Raw genomic sequence first — 18,932 nt, forward strand, 5'->3', positions numbered from 1 at the left:
GAAAACGGACAGAGTGGATGCGTGATGATAGACAGGAAGAGTGCGGTGACGCCGCCCGTGGGTCAGGCCCTGAGCGACATAGCGAAGCGGGTGACCGAGACCCGGTTCACCTTGGAGACGGAGGACTCCCCGGAGGGGCACCGGCTTCATCGTCAGCTCTCCTCGGAGCTCACCGATTACCTCCTGCCGCGACTCGGCCGGACCAGGCCCCCATTCCTCATCGCCGTCGGCGGCTCGACGGGTGCGGGGAAGTCGACGCTGGTCAACTCCCTCGTCGGGCGCGCGATCAGCCCGGCCGGAGTGCGACGCCCGACGACGGGCAATCCCATCGTCGTCCACAACCCGGCCGACGCGGCGTTCTTCGCCTCCCCGCACTTCCTCGGCGACCTCCCGCGCAGCACCGAACCCGGCACCGAGGGCCCGGCGGTCATCCTCGTCCCCGAGGAGCGGATGCCGTCCGGCACGGCCATCCTCGACTGCCCCGACATCGACTCGGTGGCCGAGTCCAACCGCTTCCTCGCCCGGCGCATCCTCATGGCAGCCGACCTGTGGCTGTTCGTGACCACCGCGAACCGCTACGCCGACGCCGCCCCCTGGGCGCTCCTGCGGGACGCGGCCGACCGTCGGACCTCGGTCGCGATCGTTCTCGACAGGGTTCCGCCCGAGGCGAACCGCGAGGTCCGACACCATCTCTCGAGCCTGCTCTCCGACGCGGGACTGAAGAGCTCTCCCATCTTCTCCGTCGCCGAGCTCGGTCTCGAGGACGGACTCCTGCCGCACTCGGCGATCTACCCCATCCGGTCCTGGATCGATGAGGTGAGCAGCGAGCCCGAGGCGCAGGAGCGGATCCGGCGTCGGACCCTCGACGGCTCGATCGCGGCGCTGTCGGCCCGGGTGGCGTCGCTCGCGGACTTCGCCGAGTCCCAGGAGAGCGCCTTGGAGGCGCTGCACCACCGCCTCGACGCGAACTTCCGCGCCGCCCACGACGGCCTGGTCGAGGTGTTCTCGGACGGCCGAGTCCTCCACGGAGAGGTCAATGCCCGGTGGCAGGACTTCGTCGGCACCGGACAGCTCTTCCGGGGTCTGGAGCCGACGATGGCGCGCATGCGCGATCGGATCTCTGCCGCGGTCACCGGCAAGCGCGACGCTGCCGCACCCCTGCACATCGCGATCCTCCGCAGCGCGGCCATCTCCCTGCGCGAACGTGCGGTGGCCGTCGTCGACGCCGTCAACACCGACTGGCAGCACCAGCCGGGCGGGGCCGCCCTCGTCGCCGCGCATCCCGAGCTGCGGGCCGTCTCCGCCGGTCTCGAGGACGCGGTCAAGTCCGCCGTCAGCGACTGGTCGCACGATGTCGAAGCGCTCGTCAGGGACATCGGCCAGGGCCGGAAGTCGAAGGCCCGAATCCTGTCGTTCGGGGTCGCCGGCGTGTGCGCGGTCCTCGAGTACGCGGCCTTCTGGGATCCCGCACGCTCGACCTCTTCCGGGCAGAACCCGCAGAGCGGCGCCCATGTCGCCCGCAGCCTCGCCGCGACGATCTTCGGCGATGAGGAGGCGGCCGCGCTCATCGCCTCGATCAGGGACCGGTTCCTCACCCGGGCGGCGGGCATCGTCGGCGGATGCCGACAGCCCTTTGACCATGCACTAGGACAATCTGCGATCCCGGCTCGACAGTCCGGCACCCTGCGTGCCGCCGGCGATCGCCTGGAGGTCGCACTGTGAACGACTCGACTCAGACCGAGATCCGACGCCTCGCGGACGGGATCCGACACTCGCTCTCCCTGGGCGAGGACAAGCTCGGCGCCGACACCCGCGCCGAGGCGAGCCGGCTGCTCGACCGAGCCGAGGACCGCCTGGGCCTGGGGGAGGACTTCACCGTCGTCGCGTTCGCCGGCTCGACCGGTTCCGGGAAGTCATCCCTCTTCAACGCCGTCGCGGGGCTCGAGATCGCTCGGGTCGGCGTGCGTCGGCCCACCACCGCCCGGCCCACGGCTTGTGTGTGGGGAGAGGGCGGAACGGACGTCCTCGACTGGCTCCATGTGCCCGAGCGGAGCCGAACCTGGCGCGAATCCGCACTCGACGGCGATGATCAGCGCCGGCTCCACGGGCTCATCCTCCTCGACCTGCCCGACCACGACTCCACCGCCGTCGAGCACCGCGTCGAGTCGGATCGGCTCGTGGGTCTCGTCGACGTCGTCTTCTGGGTCGTCGACCCGCAGAAGTACGCGGACTTCACCCTCCACTCGGAATACCTGACGAAGCTCGCCGAGAACAGCTCGAACATGGTCGTCGTGCTCAACCAGATCGACAAGCTCAGCCCGGAGGAGCAGACCGCCGCCGTCGAGCACCTGAGGCAGCTCCTCGTCGCCGACGGGCTCACGGACACCGAGGTGCGAACCGCCTCGGCGCTCACCCGCGAGGGGATCCCACAGATCCGCTCGATCCTCGCCGACACCCTCGACTCGAAGCAGGCGGCCGGCGTCCGGCTGCTCTCCGACATGCAGTCGATGGCCCGCCGGATCCAGGGGGAGCTGGGCGAGCCGGTGCCGGCGCCGAACGAACTGCCCGGGGCCTCGCGCCTCGTCGAGACGATGGCCGATGCCGCCGGCGTCGAGGCCGTCGTCCAGACCGTCCACGACGACTACATGCGCCGGGCCTATCGGAAGACCGGCTACCCGGTCCTCGCCTGGGCGCAGCGCAACGCTCCCGACCCGCTGGGCGCGAAGCACGGTCTCACTCGTGAGGAGCTCATCCGCGCTTCCGTTCCCGCCACCAGCCGGGCGCAGAGCTCCCACGTGCGACTCATGGCCCACGAACTCGTCACCGAATCGGTCTCCACCCTCCCGCTGCCGTGGCAGAAGGCCGTCGCCGAGGCGGAGAAGACGAGCACCGACGAGCTTGCCGAGACCCTCGACTCGGCCGTCACCGCTGTGGACATCCAGCGGCAGACTCCCGGTTGGTGGTCGCTGGCCCATGCGCTCCAGATCATGTTCTTCGTCGCGACGATCCTCGGGCTCCTGGGTCTCATCGCCCAGGCGGTCGTCGCGGTCGCGGCGCCGTCGGCGCTGCCCGGCTGGAGCTGGGCGGTGACCGGGGGACTGCTCGTCCTCGGGGTCGTCGGCTCGCTCGTGACCTCTCTGGTCGCGAAGACGGCGCGGATCAGGGGCGCGGACGCCGCGGCCCGGGACGTCGACTCGCGTCTGCGCGGCGCGGTCGGCCAGGTGGCCGAGAGCTCGTATCTCCAACCGGTCATCGCCGTCGTCGACGACCACCGTCAGGCCTACGAGAGGCTCCGCGTCCACTGAGGCGCACAGGTGCGCGCACTCGTGCCCGAATGCCCTGTGGACGGGCAGCCCCCGTCCACAGGGCACTCTGCTGTCCTCGACACCTCACCCTGGTCGGACGCTCAATGGGTATCGATCGCCGCTGGGCCGTCCGGCGCAGCGGCGGTGAGCCCACCGACGAGCACTCAGGGAGCAGACGATGTCGAACATTCCGATCAACCTCAGCGGCACATTGGCCGCAGACCCGCAGAGCAGGACTCTGCCCTCGGGGCGCGCGTGCGCCTCGTTCCGTCTCGCCGTCAACCACTGGCGGCTGGAGCGATCGACCGGGGAGTTCCTCGATGACGGGACCTCATGGTTCGCCGTCGACTGCTACGGGCAGCTCGCGAGCAACGTGTCGATGTCCCTGCGGCAGGGAATGATGGTCATGGTGCAGGGCGGGCTGCGGATCAGGGAGTGGTCGACCGAGGAGAGATCCGGGCGCACCCCGACGATCGTCGCCGAGCACATCGGACCCGACCTCCGCTACGGGACCGCGAACTATCAGAAGTCGAGCGGTCAGAGGCCGACCACTGCGTCCTCCCAGACCTCCGGACAGCAGTCGGCCCAGCCGTCGGGCTGGGATGGTCTGGACGATCCGCCGGCCGCGGCGGGAACCTCCGCGGGGCTGCCGGCGCACATGGCCGAGGACTCCGAGCGCGATGACGAGGGGTTGTCGCCGGTCGTCGACGTCGGGGAGGCGTCTGCCGATCCCGTCGCCGACGCCGACTCGAGCGACTCTCCCGCGCGCTCCGAGGACGAGGAGATCGCCCGCACGACCGCTGCGGCTGCCGCCCCGTTCTGAGCTTGTGCCCGACGGCCCGGGTGTCGCCCCGGGCGTCGGCGGGACGACTGGCCTCGGCGGCGATGGGCGGATCGGCTAGAGTGTGACTGTTCATCGTTCCCCTCCCGCCGAGGTTGTCCATGCGTCTCATCCACCTGCCGGGTCTCGCCGCTCTGACGATCGCGCTGTCCGGCTGTTCGCTGCTGGGCTTCGGCGCCGACGACGTCCCGGAGCCTGTGCGGACCCCGCAGCCGCAGCAGGCCGAGGTCGACAAGGTGATCGCCGCCCTCGAGCCCCTCACCGGCGACGAGAAGGCGGAGGTGACGACGGAGGAGTTCTTCGACACCATGATCGATGCCGGCTACGAGCCCGAGCAGCTCGAGGCGACCCTCGACGCGTCGCCGCTGGGCAACGAGGTCCCCGCGAAGATGTTCGGGGTCAGGACCGACAAGGGCTGCGTCATCGGTGAGATCCGCAAGGGCAAGGCCAGTGCCGAGCTCATGAAGCCGACGGAGTCGACGGGCTCCTGCCTCTTCGGCGACGTCGATCGCCCGGAGGGAGTCGAGGCTCCCAAGGGCGAGGAGCGCTCGAAGGACGGCGACGACAACGGCGCCGGCCATCTTCCGGGCGAGGACATCAACGGCAGGACCGAGAGCCCCGCTCCCACCGAAGGAGGGTCGGGATCCGACAGCTCATCGGGCGGTTCGTCCGGGTCGGAGGGCGATTCGTCGGGCGAGGCGCCTTCCCTCGGCGGCGGCTGAGCCCCAGGCTCGTTCGAGCCCTGCCCGAATCGTCGCCAGGACTCGGCAGGCGAGACTCGGCGGGTGGTCGCCGAGGCTCGACGTTCCCGGCGCCGGATCAATTGGCACTCGAGTGCGCTCTGCCGGTAATCTGGGGCCACTATGGCCGAATTCATTTACACCATGCACAAGGCGCGGAAAGCGCACGGCGACAAAGTCATCCTCGATGACGTGTCGATGTCCTTCTACCCCGGCGCGAAGATCGGCATGGTCGGCCCGAACGGGGCCGGTAAGTCGACGATCCTCAAGATCATGGCGGGACTCGAACAGCCCTCCAACGGCGAAGCCCGCCTGAGTCCCGGCTACACCGTGGGCATCCTCCTGCAGGAGCCTCCGCTCAACGAGGAGAAGACCGTTCTCGGCAACGTCGAAGAGGGCGTGGGCGAGATCAAGGCGAAGGTCGACCGCTTCAATGCGATCTCCGAGGAGATGGCGAACCCCGACGCCGACTTCGACTCCTTCATGGAGGAGATGGGCAAGCTGCAGGAGGCCATCGATGCCGCCGACGCCTGGGACCTCGACTCCCAGCTCGAACAGGCCATGGACGCCCTGCGCTGCCCGCCCCCGGACGCCGACGTCAGCGTGCTCTCCGGCGGTGAGCGACGCCGCGTCGCCCTGTGCAAGCTGCTGCTCGAGAAGCCCGACCTGCTCCTGCTCGACGAGCCCACCAACCACCTCGACGCGGAATCGGTGCTGTGGCTCGAGCAGCACCTCAAGACCTATCCGGGCGCGGTCATCGCGATCACCCACGACAGGTACTTCCTCGACCACGTCGCCGAATGGATCGCCGAGATCGACCGCGGTCACCTCTACCCCTACGAGGGCAACTACTCGACCTACCTGGAGAAGAAGCAGGAACGCCTCCAGGTCCAGGGCAAGAAGGACGCGAAGCTCGCCAAGCGCCTCAAGGAGGAGCTCGAGTGGGTGCGGTCGAACCCCAAGGCCAAGCAGACGAAGTCGAAGGCCCGACTGGCCCGCTATGAGGAGATGGCCGCCGAGGCGGACAAGACCCGCAAGCTCGACTTCGAGGAGATCCAGATCCCTGCCGGCCCGCGCCTCGGCGACGTCGTCATCGAAGCCAAGGACCTGCGGAAGGGCTTCGACGACCGCCTGCTCATCGACGGGCTGAGCTTCTCCCTGCCCCGCAACGGCATCGTCGGCGTCATCGGACCCAACGGCGTGGGCAAGTCGACGCTGTTCAAGACGATCGTCGGACTCGAGGAGCTCGACGGGGGAGACCTGAAGATCGGTGAGACCGTGAAGATCTCCTACGTCGACCAGTCCCGTGGCGGGATCGATCCGGAGAAGTCGCTGTGGGAGGTCGTCTCCGACGGGCTCGACTTCATCCAGGTCGGCGCCGTGGAGATGCCCTCACGTGCCTACGTCTCGGCGTTCGGCTTCAAGGGCCCGGACCAGCAGAAGAAGGCCGGAGTCCTCTCCGGCGGTGAGCGCAACCGCCTCAACCTCGCGCTCACGCTCAAGCAGGGCGGAAACCTCCTCCTGCTCGACGAGCCGACCAACGACCTCGACGTCGAGACCCTGAGCTCACTGGAGAACGCCCTGCTCGAGTTCCCCGGCTGCGCGGTGGTCGTCTCGCACGATCGCTGGTTCCTCGACCGCGTCGTCACCCACATCCTCGCGTGGGAGGGCACCGAGGAGAACCCGGCTCAGTGGTACTGGTTCGAGGGCAACTTCGAGTCGTATGAGAAGAACAAGGTCGAGCGCCTCGGCGAGGACGCCGCCCGTCCGCACCGGGTCACGCACCGTCGCCTCACCCGCGACTGAGTCGGTCGGCCGTCCACATGCGGCGGCCCTGAGCGACCAGAGGAATGCCCCGGTGGTCTCACCGGGGCATTCCTCTGCTCTCGCCGCGCGATCGGGATCGTGATTCTCGCCGCGCGATCGGGACCGTGATTCTCACCGTTTGATCCGGACCATGCCCTCCTGGGCGACGGTGGCGAGGAGCTCACCGTCGCGGGAGAAGATCCGGCCGTAGCCGAGCCCGCGACCTCCCCGTGCCGCGGGCGACTCCTGGACGTAGAGCATCCACTCGTCGACCCGGACCCTCCGGTGCCACCACATCGCATGGTCGAGGCTCGCGACGCGCAGCCCGGGAGTCGTCCAGTTGAGCCCCTGGCGGCGCAGGGAGGGTTCGAGGAGGTTGTAGTCGCTGGCATAGGCGAGGGCCGCCGCGTTGAGCACCGGGTCGTCGCCGAAGGGCGCGCACGTGCGGAACCAGACGTGCTGATGGCTGAGCTCGGGGTCATCGGGCGTGTTGTAGTAGAGCGGGTGCTCGACCGGCCGGATCTCGAAGGGGCGCTTGTTGATCCATTCTGTGACGTGCGGGGAGTCGTGTCCGGCGAGGACGTCGCGGATCTCGGGGCAGTCCTCGGGGTCGGGCAGACCCTGCGGCATCGTCTCGGAATGCTCGAGTCCCTCCTGCTCGTCCTGGAACGAGGCGATGAGGGAGAGGATCGGGGCGTCCTTCTGATAGGCGTGGACCCGCCTGGCGGAGAACGACCTGCCGTCGCGGAGCCGCTCGACGCCGAACTCGATCGGTTCGGCCACGTCGCCTGCGCGCAGGAAGTACCCGTGGAGGGAATGGATGAGACGGGCCTCGGGCATGGTCCGAGCCGCGGCGACGATGCACTGGGCGAGCACCTGCCCGCCGAACACCCTGCCGTCGGGCTTGTACTGGCTGCGCCCGAGGAAGTGATCGCTCTCGCGTGAGGTCGAGGCGGACTCGACCGCTTCGAGGTCGAGCAGGTCCCGCAGCTCGGCGACCAGCATCTCGGGTGTCGGCTTCTCGTCAGCGCTCACTCGGTCCTCCAACCGGTTCCGTCGTCATGTCTCAGGTGATCCTATCGTGCGGCCGGGGCAGAGCTTCCCGCCCGGCCCATTCGTGCTCGCGGCAGCTCGACGCGGCCGGTCCATCGGCGCCCGGGATCCCGGTCAGTGCCATGGAGCCCTGGCCGGCTCTCGGGAGCAGACGTCCGGGATCGGACGTGAGCTGGTCGGATGGCATGATGGAGGGATGTGCACCCGTCCCGTCAATCCCCTCCTCACCGATTTCACCCGAGTCCTCATGGAGCTGCGCTGGGGTGATCTCGATGCCTACGGACACGTCAACAACGTCACTCAGCTGCGTCTGCTCGAAGAGGCCCGCGTCCGCGCCCTCGGCTCTCCGACCCACACGAGCGACGCCGCGGCCGCGGTCGGGCGGTACGGGATCGCCGACTCCGTCTCGGGCATCGACATCCCTCCGATCTTCGCCCGCGCCTCGGCGACGACCGAGCTCCTCGTGGCCGCCCACTCCATCGAGTACCGCGCTCCGATCCGCTACCGGCCGGGCCCGATCGCCGTCGACCTCGTCATCAGCGAGGTGCGGCCGGCCTCCGTGACGATCGGCTACGTCGTCGCCGAGCCCGACGGTTCCCTGGCCTATACAGTGGCCGAGACAGTCATCGCCTTCATCGACCGGTCCACCGCGCGTCCGCGTCGACTCAGCCCGGAGGAGACCGAGGCCATGGAATCGATCGCCCAGCCGTCCGTGCCGCTGCGGAGCCGCCGATGACGACCCTCGACGTCGCCGATCCGCTCGCGCTCAAGGACCTCGCCGCATTCACCTCCCTGGCCCATCGCCTCGATCCCGACGGGGCGATGCGGCTGCACGTGTCCGCCTCCGTGCTCGTCGTCACCGTCGCACCGCTCTACCCGCACGGCATCGGCGACTCCACGCCGCTCGTCCTCGCGATGCGGATGCTGCGCCTGCGCGGCTCCGAGCTCGACGGCCTCGACGAGGTGGTGCCGCTGACGAACCTCAAGGACAGGTTCGCTCGCGAGGAGAACGGCACCTCGCTGCCTCTGCCGCCTAACTCGGTCCTCGTCTCGTGGACGGGGATCGCACCGCCGAAGGGCGGCTGGAGCGCAGTGGATGAGCTCTCGGGCGAGGTCCTCCGGCGCACCGCCGAGGCGGGCATCGCCGAGGTCAGTGCGGGCACTCCGGAGTCGGCAGGATCGCATGCCGTCAAGGCACTGCGCTCGCGGGTGTGGTCGAAGCCGATGATCGCCGAGGCGGGCACCGCGGTGCCCGGTGGTCTCGCGTTCGCGGCCGCCGGGCTGCGGTTCGTCCCCGAGTCCGGGTCCGGCTCCGGGCCCGGTTCCACCGCCGGGCCTGAGCAGTACCCTGTGATGGCGTCACCCGGCTGGCTCCGCGTGGTCGCTCCCGGGGGTCATCTGCTCACCCGCTCAGTGGGGTGATCGGCAGCCGGTTCCGCCGGTGACCGCGAGTTCCCGCGCCGGGCGCGGGAGCCGCGCGGATCAGACCTCGTGGCCGGCGGTGTTGACCATCGCCGTGGCCGCGCGCTGGAAGTAGTCCCAGAAGACCTCCTCGTAGAGAGGGGGAAGGGCGACATCGTCGAGGGCCGCCCTCATGCACCTGAGCCAGCGGTCGCGGGCGCTGAAGTCGATCGGGTACGGGAAGTGGCGCATCCGCAGCCGGGGATGACCGCGCTCGTCCTGATAGGTCGAGGGTCCGCCGAAGTACTGCTCGAGGAACGTCTGCAGGCGGTGCTTGGCCCCGGCCAGCTCCTGGCCCTCGGGGTACATCGCGATGAGGACCTCGTCGCGGGAGACATGGTCATAGAACACGTCGACGAGGCGGGTGAACGTCGGGTGCCCGCCCACCGCGGCGAAGATCGTGTCGTTGGTCGCAGTGCTCACGTCGTCTCAGTCCCTCTTGCCGGTTCTCGAGCCGCCGGTCGGATCGCCGGTCTCGTCGGGACCATTGTCCCTGGTCCGCGACGCCGTCGCCCGCCTGTCCGCATCGCGTCGGTCACCGTGGTCGCCGCCGCGCCCGGACGAGCCGTCACCGTGCGCCTCGTGTCCCTCCGAGTCGTGGTGGTGCGCGGCCTCGGTGGTCTCGTTGGTGGCGGCGATCTTGATCGCCTCTGTCGGGTCGGGCAGGGTCCGGAACACGGTCTCCTGGGTGATCGGGATCTGGATGCCGCGACGGTCCATCTGCCTCTTGAGCTCGGCCCGGAAGGCGCGGGCGACCATCCACTGCTGGTTGGGCTTGGTCTTGAGCACCGTGCGCACGACCTGGGATTCGGCCGAGAGGGACTCGACGCCCCAGATCTCCGGCTTCTCGAGGATCGCGTCGGCGACCTCGGGATCCTTCTCGACCGCCTCCGTGGTCGCGGCGATGATCTCGGAGTAGGTGTCCATCGTCGTGTTGTAGGCGATGGGGATGTCGAGGACGGCTCGCGCCCAGCCCTGGGACTGGTTGCCGACCCGCAGGATCTCACCGTTGCGCACGTGCCACAGAGTGCCGTCGAGCCCGCGGACCTGGGTGATCCGCAGCCCCACGTCCTCGACGGTGCCGATCGCCTCGCCGAGGTCGACGGTGTCGCCGATCCCGTACTGGTCCTCGACGACCATGAAGAATCCGGAGAGGTAGTCCTTGACGAGCGCCTGCGCACCGAAGCCGATGGCGACACCGGCGACACCCGCGGAGGCGAGGATCGGACCGAGATTGAACTCGAGCTCGGTGAGGATCATGAGGACGGCGACGACGACGATGAAGATCGACGAGACCGACGACAGCATCCGGCCGACGGTGTTGGCGCGCTGAGCACGTCGCTCGCGGACGATCTCGGGTTCGAAACCAGAGAGCTGAGCCTGCATGTTCGAGGCCGAGAAACGGTTCCGCGAGGTCTTCGAGCTTCCCACTGTTCCCTTGGCGACGCCGGCGGCGAACCTGCGGATGAGCAGGCGCACCATGAAGTTGAGCACGATCGCCATGACGATGATGAGGAAGATGCGCAGCGGAGCCCCGAGGAGGAACTCCCACTGGAAATCCGATGCGGTGTCGAGCACTGAAGTGAGAACGTCGTAAGTCATGATGCCCACGACTCTAACGACTGAAGGTCAACGCCCGCTCGGAATGCCTGGACACTTCCTGAGCCCGCAGGGCCCGCTGCGCATCGGCGAGGTTCTCGCGCATGAGCCGCACGAGCCCCTTCGGAGCGGCCGGGTGATCGGCCAGCCACTGCCGCGCCTGGTCCACGGTCCGCTCGGAGGCCGGAGGGAACAGCCGCTGGGTCATGGTCTGGGCCATCTCCAGCGTTCGCGTCTCCCACCATCCCGACACCCGCTGGAAGTACTCGGAGGCGAAGTCGTGGAGAGGCTGTCCGGCGGCGATGAGCTCGCCGTCGGGCAGCTGCAGTCCGCGGGCGAAGCCGATCGCCAGGGCACCGAGCTCGGAGTTGGGCAGATCGATGTCGTCGATCATCCGGGTGAACGCCCAGGTCTTCGCCTCGGTGGTGGGTCGGGCGCTGCGGGCGGTCGCGGCCTGCCGCTGACCCGTGGCACTCGGATCGGCCTCGACCGCCGAGGTGATGGCCTCCTCGGTGCAGGCGTCCCGACCGGCCAGGGCGATGAGGATCTGCCACCGCAGGTCCGTGTCGAGGGCGATGCCGAAGACCTCTCCCTCCTCGAGGTCGAGCCACGACTGCAGTCGGGAGATCTGCTCCTCGGTGCGCGCGTGCCGGACGAATCCCTGGACGAACTGGAACGCCTGGTCGGTGCCGGAGGCGATGGTGCCGAGGAGGTCGAGCAGACGATCGGCGACATCGGCATGGGCCCGAGCCCGATCGGCGGGAGGCAGATAGGCTCCCACCGCCGTGTCGAGCTGCCGCATCTGCATGAGCAGTCCCGAGGAGTGGGTGATCGCGGCGAGATGGGTGAGGACGACGTCGATGTACTCCTGGACGGGTCGGTCACCGTCGCGCACACCGTCCCAAAGGGTGTTGAGGATGAGCAGCTGGGTGAGGGAGTCCTCGAAGTCGCCGAGGCGCTCGCCCGCCACGCGCATGCTCTCGGGATCGAACCTGACCTTCGCATACGTGAGGTCCGCGTCGTTGACGACGATGACATCGGGCTTGGCGACGCCGCGCGCCTCGGCGACGGTCGCCTCGGCGGAATCGATGTCGAGGGGGAACGAATGGGTCCGCACGAGCCGCCCCGATCCGTCGTCGGAGTAGAAGCCGATGGCCAGCCGATGCGGCCGCAGGGACGGGACCGGCTGGTCCTCGAGGATCCACGGCTCCTGGGTCACCCGCAGCGCGGAGACGACCTCGCCGGCGTCCGTCGACTCGGTGTCCACCTCGGCGGTGATGAGGTTGATCCCCGACTCCTCGAGCCACAGCCTCGACCAGGTGCCCAGATCACGGCCGCTCGTCGCCTCGAGCTCGTCGAGGAGGTCGGCGAGCTCGGTGTTCGACCACGCGTGCCGGTGGAAGTAGGTCGTGAGACCGGCGAAGAACTCCGCGCGCCCGACCCAGGCGACGAGCTGCTTGAGGACGGAGGCGCCCTTGGCGTAGGTGATGCCGTCGAAGTTGACCTCGACATCGGCGAGATCCTCGATGGGAGCGACGATCGGATGGGTGCTCGGCAGCTGATCCTGCCGGTAGGCCCACGACTTCTCTATCGTCGCGAACGTCGTCCACGCCTCGGCGAACCGGGTCGCCTCGGCGGTCGCCAGCGTCGACATGAACTCCGCGAAGGACTCGTTGAGCCACAGGTCGTTCCACCAGCGCATCGTCACGAGGTCGCCGAACCACATGTGGGCGAGCTCGTGGAGCACGGTCACGGCCCGTCGTTCGACGAGCGCCTCGGTCGGTCGGGAGCGGAAGATGTAGTTCTCGAGGATCGTCACCGCACCGGCGTTCTCCATCGCTCCGGCGTTGAACTCGGGGACGAAGAGCTGGTCGTACTTCTCGAACGGATAGGCGGTGCCGAACTCGCGTTCGAAGAACTCGAAGCCGGCACGGGTGATCGCGAAGAGGTTCTCGGCGTCGAGGTGCTCGAACAGCGAGGCACGGCAGTAGAGACCGAGCGGAACCGGGGAGCCGTCGGAGGAGACGAGCTCGGAGTGGACGCTCCTGTAGGGGCCGGCGACGATCGCGGTGATGTAGGAGGAGATCGGAGTCGTCGGCGCGAACTGCCAGACCGAAGTGTCGGGGATCGGCTTCTCGCCGAGGTCGGCGAAGACCTCGGAGGGGTCGGCCGGGGTCGGGGTCGGGGAGTTCGACACCACGGTCCAGTGGTCCGGGGCGACGACGGTGAACGAGAACGAGGCCTTGAGGTCCGGCTGCTCGAACACGGGGAAGACGCGCCGGGCGTCGGGAACCTCGAACTGCGTGTACAGATAGGTCTCGTCGTCGATCGGGTCGACGAACCGATGCAGCCCCTCGCCGGTGTTCATGTAGTGGAAATGGGCGTCGATGACGAGCTCGTTCTCCGCGGCGAGCCCCGGCAGAGTGATGCGAGCGGGGGAGACGACCTCGGCGATCTCGAGGTCGAGGCCGTTGAGCTGGATGCGCTCGACGCTCGCGGTGATCGCGTCGATGAACGACGTCGACCCCTCGGCGGCGGTGAAGCGGGTGCGGGAGCGAACTCGGAAGTGCTCGCCGCGTCCGTCGAGCACCAGGACGATCTCGTAGCTCGAGACGTCGACGAGCGACGCACGGGTCTGGGCTTCCTCGCGGGTGAGGTTGTGGTGGGGCACGGGTGTCCTCCGCATCGGGACCGGATGTTCTTCGCCATTCTGTCATGGACGCCGTCGGTGGCCCCTGCGGCGGGTGCGGGAGAACCGGGACAACCCGCCCGTCGACGACTCGGCTCGGAGCGCATCGAGGCGATCCGCCCGAACGCATTCATCGTCGCCGCCCGGGCTTGATAAATTGGGCTCGATCACGGGTGAGTGCCCGCGACGGCTGCGACCGAGGAGTGCAATGACCAGAGAGACCCTTGACCTGTGGTTCGACATCGCCTGCCCCTGGGCCTGGATGACGTCCCGCTGGGCGCTGGAGGTCGCGCAGGTGCGCGACGTCGAGGTGAAGTTCCACGTGATGAGCCTCAACATCCTCAACCGTGAGCGCGATCTCGATCCCGACTACCGCGCGCTCATGGACCGAGCCCTGTCCCCGATGCGCGTCGTCACCGCTGCGATCGCCGAGCACGGCGATGAGATCGCCGAACCCCTCTACACCGCGATCGGCACCCGCGTGCACCCGGGAGGGGAGACGGACTTCGACAAGGCCACCGCCGAGGCGCTCGCGGAGCTGGGCCTGCCCGCCGAGCTGATGGCGTACGGAGACCGGGACGACTACGACGCCGCTCTGCAGTCCTCCCACGACGAGGGCCTCGCTCTCGTGGGCGCGGACGTGGGCACCCCGATCTGCCGGGTCGCGGGCACCGCGTTCTTCGGCCCGGTCGTGACTCCGGCGCCCAAGGGAGAGGATGCCGGCCGCCTCTTCGACGGAGTCGTCGCCGTCGCCTCCACACCCGGCTTCTACGAGCTCAAGCGCACCCGCGACCAGGGGCCGATCTTCGACTGATCAGTTCTCTGCCACCACCAGTTCTCATCCACCACCAGCTCGAAGGAGCATCCATGAAGGTTCACCTCGGCACCGACCACGCCGGATTCGCATTCAAAGAGGTCCTCAAGGCCCACCTCGGCGAGGCCGGGCACCAGGTCGTCGATCACGGCGCGTTCGAATACGACGCTCAGGACGACTACCCCGCATTCTGCATCGAGGCCGCCCAGGGCGTTGTCGACGACCGCACCGCCGGCGAGGACGCCCTGGGCGTCGTCATCGGCGGATCGGGCAACGGCGAGCAGATGGCGGCGAACAAGGTCAGGGGAGCGCGGGCCGCGCTCGCCTGGAACCCGGAGATCGCGAGGCTGGCCCGCCAGCACAACGACGCCCAGATCGTGTCGGTCGGCGCTCGCCAGCATTCCGAGGAGGAGGCGATCGCGATCGTCGACGCCTTCCTCGCCGAGCCGTTCTCCGGCGACGACCGCCACCAGCGTCGGATCGGCATCATGGCCGACTACGAGGAGAAGGGCCGGGACGCGTTGTGAGGATCACGGGCGCGGTGCTGCGGGAGATGGGCCGGGAGCGCCCCTATGCCGGCTCGCGTCCGCTGGCCATCGAGGAGCTCGAGCTCGACGAGCCCGGTCCCGGCGAGGTGCTCATCCGGCTGACCGCGGCCGGGGTCTGCCACTCCGACCTCTCCGTCGTCGACGGGAACCGGCCTCGGCCGCTGCCGATGCTCCTCGGGCATGAGGGTGCCGGCATCGTCGAGACCCTCGGGCCCGGCGTGGACGACCTCAGCGTCGGGCAGTCGGTGGTGACCGTGTTCCTGCCGCGCTGCGGGGAATGCGCGAACTGTCGCACCGACGGCAAGCTTCCGTGCACTCCCGGCAGCGCGACGAACGCGGCCGGGACTCTGCCGTTCGACGGACACGAGGTGCGCCTCCACGACGCTTCCGGCACCGAGGTGCTCCACCACCTCGGCGCCTCCGTCTTCGCGACCCACGCGGTCGTCAATCGCGCCTCGCTCGTCCCGATCGGGGCCGACGTGCCCGCGCCGATCGCCGCGGTGCTGGGCTGCGCGGTGCTCACCGGCGGGGGAGCCGTGCTCAACGCCGGAGCCCCGCGCGCCCAGGACGAGGTGATGATCGTCGGACTCGGCGGCGTCGGGATGGCCGCGCTGCTCACGGCCCTGAGCATCGAGACCGCCGGAGTGATCGGGGTCGACGCGAATCCCGACAAGCTCGAGCGGGCCCGGGAGCTCGGCGCCACCGAGGTCTTCACCCCCGACCAGCTCGGCGACCGGAAGGCCGCGGTCGTCGTCGAATGCGCGGGCCATCCGCGCGCCTTCGAGACCGCCTTCACCGCGACCGCCGTGGGCGGCACCACCGTCACGGTCGGGCTGCCGGCCCCCGACGCGGTCTCCCGGATCACCCCGGTGACGCTGACGGCTGAGGCCCGGACGGTGATCGGCTCCTATCTCGGTTCGGCCGTTTCCAGCCGGGACATCCCCGTCTACGCGCAGCTGTGGAGGGAGGGCAAGCTGCCCGTCGAGGAGCTCATCTCCGACACCATCGGACTGCACGAGATCAACGCGGCCTTCGACGCCCTGGCCGAGGGAACCGTCGTGCGGCAGATCATCGACTTCCGGCGGTGACCAGGAGGCCCGGCGAGGAGCGCGCAAGCGTCACGTCGCGGCGATGAGAAGGTGCGAGAGGAGCTGCAGCTCGACCTGACTGGGGACAGGATCAGGATCCGCCTCCATGAGGCTCTGCGATGGCGACGGTCGACCTAGTCGCTGTGGGGGAGCGGGCGGGGGTCGTTCCGGTCGCGGCGCGGGAGCGGGCGGCGGTCGGGACGGGAGTGCGGCGGGTGGAGGCGCGAGTGCCCGCGGCGGCCTCTCGGGCTCGAGAAACCCGCCCAGGGTCTGTCGCCAGTCCCGGGCACCGGCAGGTGTGTTCAGCGACCGCCGAGGAACCCGCATCCGGGTCACGAACGGGCGCGGCCCCACTCGGTAACTGCGGCCTGCGGGGGTCGAGACCTCCAAGCCGCCCTCAGCGGACCGATGACTCCATCCGGGATGCTCCTTCGCGTAATTGCAGCTGGCGCAGAGCCCGCTGGCGTTGTCCCAGGTGGTGGAGCCACCCTGGGCTACGGGGACGGCATGGTCGGCGTGCTTGATGCGGGCATCGCACCACGGCGTCCTGCAGACATCGTCTCGGAAGACGACCATTCGTCGCAGTTGGCCCGAGAATTCGCGCCGCTTCGACTCCATCCCCACCAACTGGTTCTCCGTGGGAGAGGTGAACAAGCGACGGAGGAACACTCGCGCCTCGTTCGCGGCGATCATCTCGCGCGCTGTCCGGCTCGGCACCGGGCCGAACCCGGGCAACCACGCGGGGACCGGCCCGGAGTCAATGAGGGAATCGACGTCGATGACAACATTCACCTCCACGGGGACCGCTGCAGCGTCCGCCTGTCCGGTCGCCCGTTCGACGAGGAGGTCTGCCATCACCTGGGAATGGGTGCGCCCCTCGGCGGCTCCTGCCGCGACTGCGGTGTCGGCGGCAGTCCTCAGTCCTTCATAGACGGCCACCGCCTGGAGTAACGGCAGGGTCGCACTGACACGTCCCAGGCCGTGGCGGGTCGGCGACATCGTCACCCGCCGCTGTCCTGCCGCGCGAGCGGCCTGCTCACCGGCAGCATCCGCGGCGATTTCGGCAGCCAGAGCACGAGCTTCGTTGCGCAATGTGGTGAGGCCGACCTCGGGCAGGGTGGTCCGCATCCGGCGGTCGACGCGGCGGCGCTGCTCGGCAGTGAGATCGGCGGTCTCATCGACGATGATCTGGGCCTTCGCCTCGCTGATGACTCCGCTGCTCAGCGCCGCGAACGTCGCGGGCAGCTCGGCGGTGAGGACGCGAGCCGTGGTGAGGAACTTCCGGCCCGTCCCCGGACTCGTCCTCCTCGCCAGGCCGATCTCGTCCCCGGCACGTCTGCCCTGTTGGGCGGCGGGGACGTCGTTGGACCTGTCACGGGTGCGGCGTAGCTGGTCGAACGCGACCGCTTCACGGGCTTGGGCACCGGTGAGAGCCGCTTTGAGCTCTTCGAACGCGGTGATCCGGTCCAGCGCCTCGCATTCGGTGGCGCCAGGCGGAAGCGAGCGGAGGAGCGCACCGAGCCGGTCCACCTCGGCGAGGGCGTCGATCGCGTGCTGTGCCTCCATGGTCCGACTCTAGTCGGAGGCACTGACACAGGATTCCGCGTCGTCGGACAGGGCCACTTGGCGGTGCTGACTCCGGTCACTCCGCGGCGCTGAGCAGCGGTGCGACCTTCGCGGAATGCCACACGTAGAAGGTGGTGCCGGTCTTCATCCTCCGGGCCTTGGCCAGACCGTCGTCGAGGGCGACCTGGGTCGCGGCCTTGTCCGCGCGCAGCCCCAGTTGCTCGAGGCGCCGGCCGACGGCGATCGATGACAGTCCGAGCTCCTGCCCGATCTCCGTCTGCGTCGCCCACGGGCCCTTCCTCCTGCGCTTCTTCGTTCCGGCGTCGTGCTGAGACGTGGTGCCCGCATCGCGGCGGGGCTTCGTGCCCGCCTCGGCGCCGGTCGGCCGCCAGTCGATCTCGTGGTGGCCCGTGACCCGCAGGGTGTCGGCACGACGATCGGCGAATCGGGCGGAGAGGAGATCGGCGGCGGTGTTGAGGGGATGGGCGTTGGTCTCGTCATGGCCCGGGACCCAGACGAACGACACCGGGGCCGACCGCGCCGCGATGAGGTCGAGGATCGCGTAGATGAGGTCGAGGTTCTTCTTGCCGGCCGCCTTGGCGGGGTCCCGTCGCCATGCCGGCGCCCACTTCGTGATGCAGTTGATGGCGTACTGACTGTCGGACTCGATGACGAGAGCGGTGTCGGGGTGGTCGGCGAGGGCCATCCTGATGGCGGTGAGCTCGGCGACGTTGTTGGTCTCCCGGATCCACGATCCCGCGGCGTAGTTCCCGTGCTCATCGATCCAGGCCCAGCCTGCCGGGCCCGGGTTCTTCCTCGCCGCTCCGTCGGTGCCGATCCGCAATGCCGAAGTCTCCTGCGTGGCTGATCGCGCAGTCCCGACCATGTGTCCCATCCCTTCCGTCGGCGGAGCGATCCGACTCCGCTCATGCCCGTTGTCGGGCCTCGTCCGCTGTTCGACTGTGCCGACAGGCACAGAAGAAGCCGCTCGGACCGGAGTCCGAACGGCTTCTCGTTCGTCGGGATGACAGGATTTGAACCTGCGACCCTCTGTTCCCAAAACAGATGCGCTACCAAGCTGCGCCACATCCCGCGACGAAGACAATCTAACCACAGCCCCGACACCGATGCACGTCAGCGCCGACGGTCCGAGCGAATGGGAGGCGGGTCACAGATCCCATTGTGACGCAGGTCATCGGGAGTCGATTTGTCGACCGGGTCGGGGCTCGACTATAGTCATATTCGCAGCACGGGGATGTAGCTCAATGGTAGAGCCTCAGTCTTCCAAACTGATGGTGCGGGTTCGATTCCCGTCATCCCCTCCACGTGTCCTGAGTCGCGACATCGTTGACAGACGATGTCGCGACTTGGGACTTTTTTGTGGGTTCACTCCTGGAATCAGATACCGTCCTGGTTGTCGTG

General features: G+C 68.8%; 16 protein-coding genes and 2 tRNA genes. 11 read left to right on the forward strand and 7 right to left on the reverse strand.

Translation table 11 applies throughout. From position 1 onward, the window contains the following. Nucleotides 1-45 precede the first annotated feature (45 nt). From DFO65_RS06335 to ettA, 5 genes are all read left to right on the forward strand, one after another. Nucleotides 46-1,722, forward strand: coding sequence for a dynamin family protein (locus tag DFO65_RS06335; RefSeq protein ID WP_245940502.1), 1,677 nt, complete (start codon nt 46-48; stop codon nt 1,720-1,722). Further along, the gene (locus DFO65_RS06340) at nt 1,719-3,305 is read left to right on the forward strand and encodes a GTPase (RefSeq protein WP_113903563.1); all 1,587 of its coding nucleotides are present in this window, start codon (nt 1,719-1,721) and stop codon (nt 3,303-3,305) included. Before DFO65_RS06335 ends, DFO65_RS06340 begins: the two co-directional genes overlap by 4 nt. A gap of 178 nt (nt 3,306-3,483) precedes the next feature. Continuing rightward, nucleotides 3,484-4,128, forward strand: coding sequence for a single-stranded DNA-binding protein (locus tag DFO65_RS06345; RefSeq protein ID WP_113903564.1), 645 nt, complete (start codon nt 3,484-3,486; stop codon nt 4,126-4,128). 119 nt (nt 4,129-4,247) lie between these two features. Beyond that, entirely contained in the window at nt 4,248-4,868 is a 621-nt protein-coding gene (locus DFO65_RS06350; RefSeq protein ID WP_113903565.1) for a DUF6993 domain-containing protein, read from the forward strand. Nucleotides 4,869-5,009: 141 nt separating this feature from the next. Continuing rightward, nucleotides 5,010-6,692, forward strand: a complete 1,683-nt coding sequence (gene ettA, locus DFO65_RS06355; protein ID WP_113903566.1) for an energy-dependent translational throttle protein EttA — start codon at nt 5,010-5,012, stop codon at nt 6,690-6,692. A 132-nt stretch (nt 6,693-6,824) separates the two neighbouring features. Here ettA and DFO65_RS06360 read toward each other — a convergent pair whose 3' ends face one another. Further along, nucleotides 6,825-7,697, reverse strand: coding sequence for an acyl-CoA thioesterase (locus DFO65_RS06360; protein WP_113903611.1), 873 nt, complete (start codon nt 7,695-7,697; stop codon nt 6,825-6,827). A gap of 244 nt (nt 7,698-7,941) precedes the next feature. Here DFO65_RS06360 and DFO65_RS06365 point away from each other — a divergent pair, with 244 nt between their 5' ends. Next, entirely contained in the window at nt 7,942-8,481 is a 540-nt protein-coding gene (locus DFO65_RS06365; RefSeq protein ID WP_113903567.1) for an acyl-CoA thioesterase, read from the forward strand. Next, nucleotides 8,478-9,167 carry a DUF8185 domain-containing protein gene (locus DFO65_RS06370; RefSeq protein ID WP_113903568.1) on the forward strand — a complete coding sequence of 230 codons (690 nt, stop codon included), beginning with the start codon at nt 8,478-8,480 and terminating at the stop codon, nt 9,165-9,167. The genes DFO65_RS06365 and DFO65_RS06370 overlap by 4 nt, the downstream gene beginning before the upstream one ends. A gap of 60 nt (nt 9,168-9,227) precedes the next feature. On the opposite strand, the gene DFO65_RS06375 is transcribed toward DFO65_RS06370, so the two are convergent. From DFO65_RS06375 to pepN, 3 genes are read right to left on the reverse strand one after another with little or no spacing between them, the layout of a single operon-like run. Next, entirely contained in the window at nt 9,228-9,629 is a 402-nt protein-coding gene (locus DFO65_RS06375) for a globin (RefSeq protein ID WP_113903569.1), read from the reverse strand. Nucleotides 9,630-9,635: 6 nt separating this feature from the next. Continuing rightward, the gene (locus DFO65_RS06380) at nt 9,636-10,808 is read right to left on the reverse strand and encodes a mechanosensitive ion channel family protein (protein ID WP_113903612.1); all 1,173 of its coding nucleotides are present in this window, start codon (nt 10,806-10,808) and stop codon (nt 9,636-9,638) included. 13 nt (nt 10,809-10,821) lie between these two features. After that, nucleotides 10,822-13,476: an aminopeptidase N gene (gene pepN / locus DFO65_RS06385; protein ID WP_113903570.1), complete on the reverse strand. Its 2,655-nt coding sequence runs from the start codon at nt 13,474-13,476 to the stop codon at nt 10,822-10,824. 226 nt (nt 13,477-13,702) lie between these two features. Between pepN and DFO65_RS06390 the strand changes: the two genes are divergently transcribed. Genes DFO65_RS06390 through DFO65_RS06400 form a run of 3 tightly spaced genes read left to right on the forward strand, consistent with a single transcriptional unit; the run spans nt 13,703 to nt 15,944 of the window. Continuing rightward, the gene (locus tag DFO65_RS06390; RefSeq protein ID WP_113903571.1) at nt 13,703-14,308 is read left to right on the forward strand and encodes a mycothiol-dependent nitroreductase Rv2466c family protein; all 606 of its coding nucleotides are present in this window, start codon (nt 13,703-13,705) and stop codon (nt 14,306-14,308) included. Nucleotides 14,309-14,361: 53 nt separating this feature from the next. Further along, complete coding sequence (locus DFO65_RS06395; RefSeq protein ID WP_113903572.1) at nt 14,362-14,835, forward strand: ribose-5-phosphate isomerase; 474 nt, start codon at nt 14,362-14,364, stop codon at nt 14,833-14,835. Beyond that, complete coding sequence (locus DFO65_RS06400) at nt 14,832-15,944, forward strand: alcohol dehydrogenase catalytic domain-containing protein (RefSeq protein ID WP_113903573.1); 1,113 nt, start codon at nt 14,832-14,834, stop codon at nt 15,942-15,944. The genes DFO65_RS06395 and DFO65_RS06400 overlap by 4 nt, the downstream gene beginning before the upstream one ends. Before the next feature lie 30 nt (nt 15,945-15,974). On the opposite strand, the gene DFO65_RS06405 is transcribed toward DFO65_RS06400, so the two are convergent. The 3 genes from DFO65_RS06405 to DFO65_RS06415 all read right to left on the reverse strand — a co-directional run bounded on the left by DFO65_RS06405 (nt 15,975) and on the right by DFO65_RS06415 (nt 18,603). After that, entirely contained in the window at nt 15,975-17,510 is a 1,536-nt protein-coding gene (locus DFO65_RS06405; protein WP_113903574.1) for an HNH endonuclease, read from the reverse strand. A 76-nt stretch (nt 17,511-17,586) separates the two neighbouring features. Continuing rightward, the gene (locus DFO65_RS06410) at nt 17,587-18,354 is read right to left on the reverse strand and encodes a ribonuclease HI (RefSeq protein ID WP_181778643.1); all 768 of its coding nucleotides are present in this window, start codon (nt 18,352-18,354) and stop codon (nt 17,587-17,589) included. A 175-nt stretch (nt 18,355-18,529) separates the two neighbouring features. Then, nucleotides 18,530-18,603: transfer RNA gene (locus DFO65_RS06415), tRNA-Pro, on the reverse strand. Between the two features lie 158 nt (nt 18,604-18,761). Here DFO65_RS06415 and DFO65_RS06420 point away from each other — a divergent pair. Beyond that, nucleotides 18,762-18,835, forward strand: a tRNA-Gly gene (locus DFO65_RS06420). Nucleotides 18,836-18,932 lie beyond the last annotated feature (97 nt).

This window comes from Brevibacterium sanguinis (assembly GCF_003315415.1).
GTDB classification, from domain to species: Bacteria; Actinomycetota; Actinomycetes; order Actinomycetales; family Brevibacteriaceae; genus Brevibacterium; species Brevibacterium celere_A.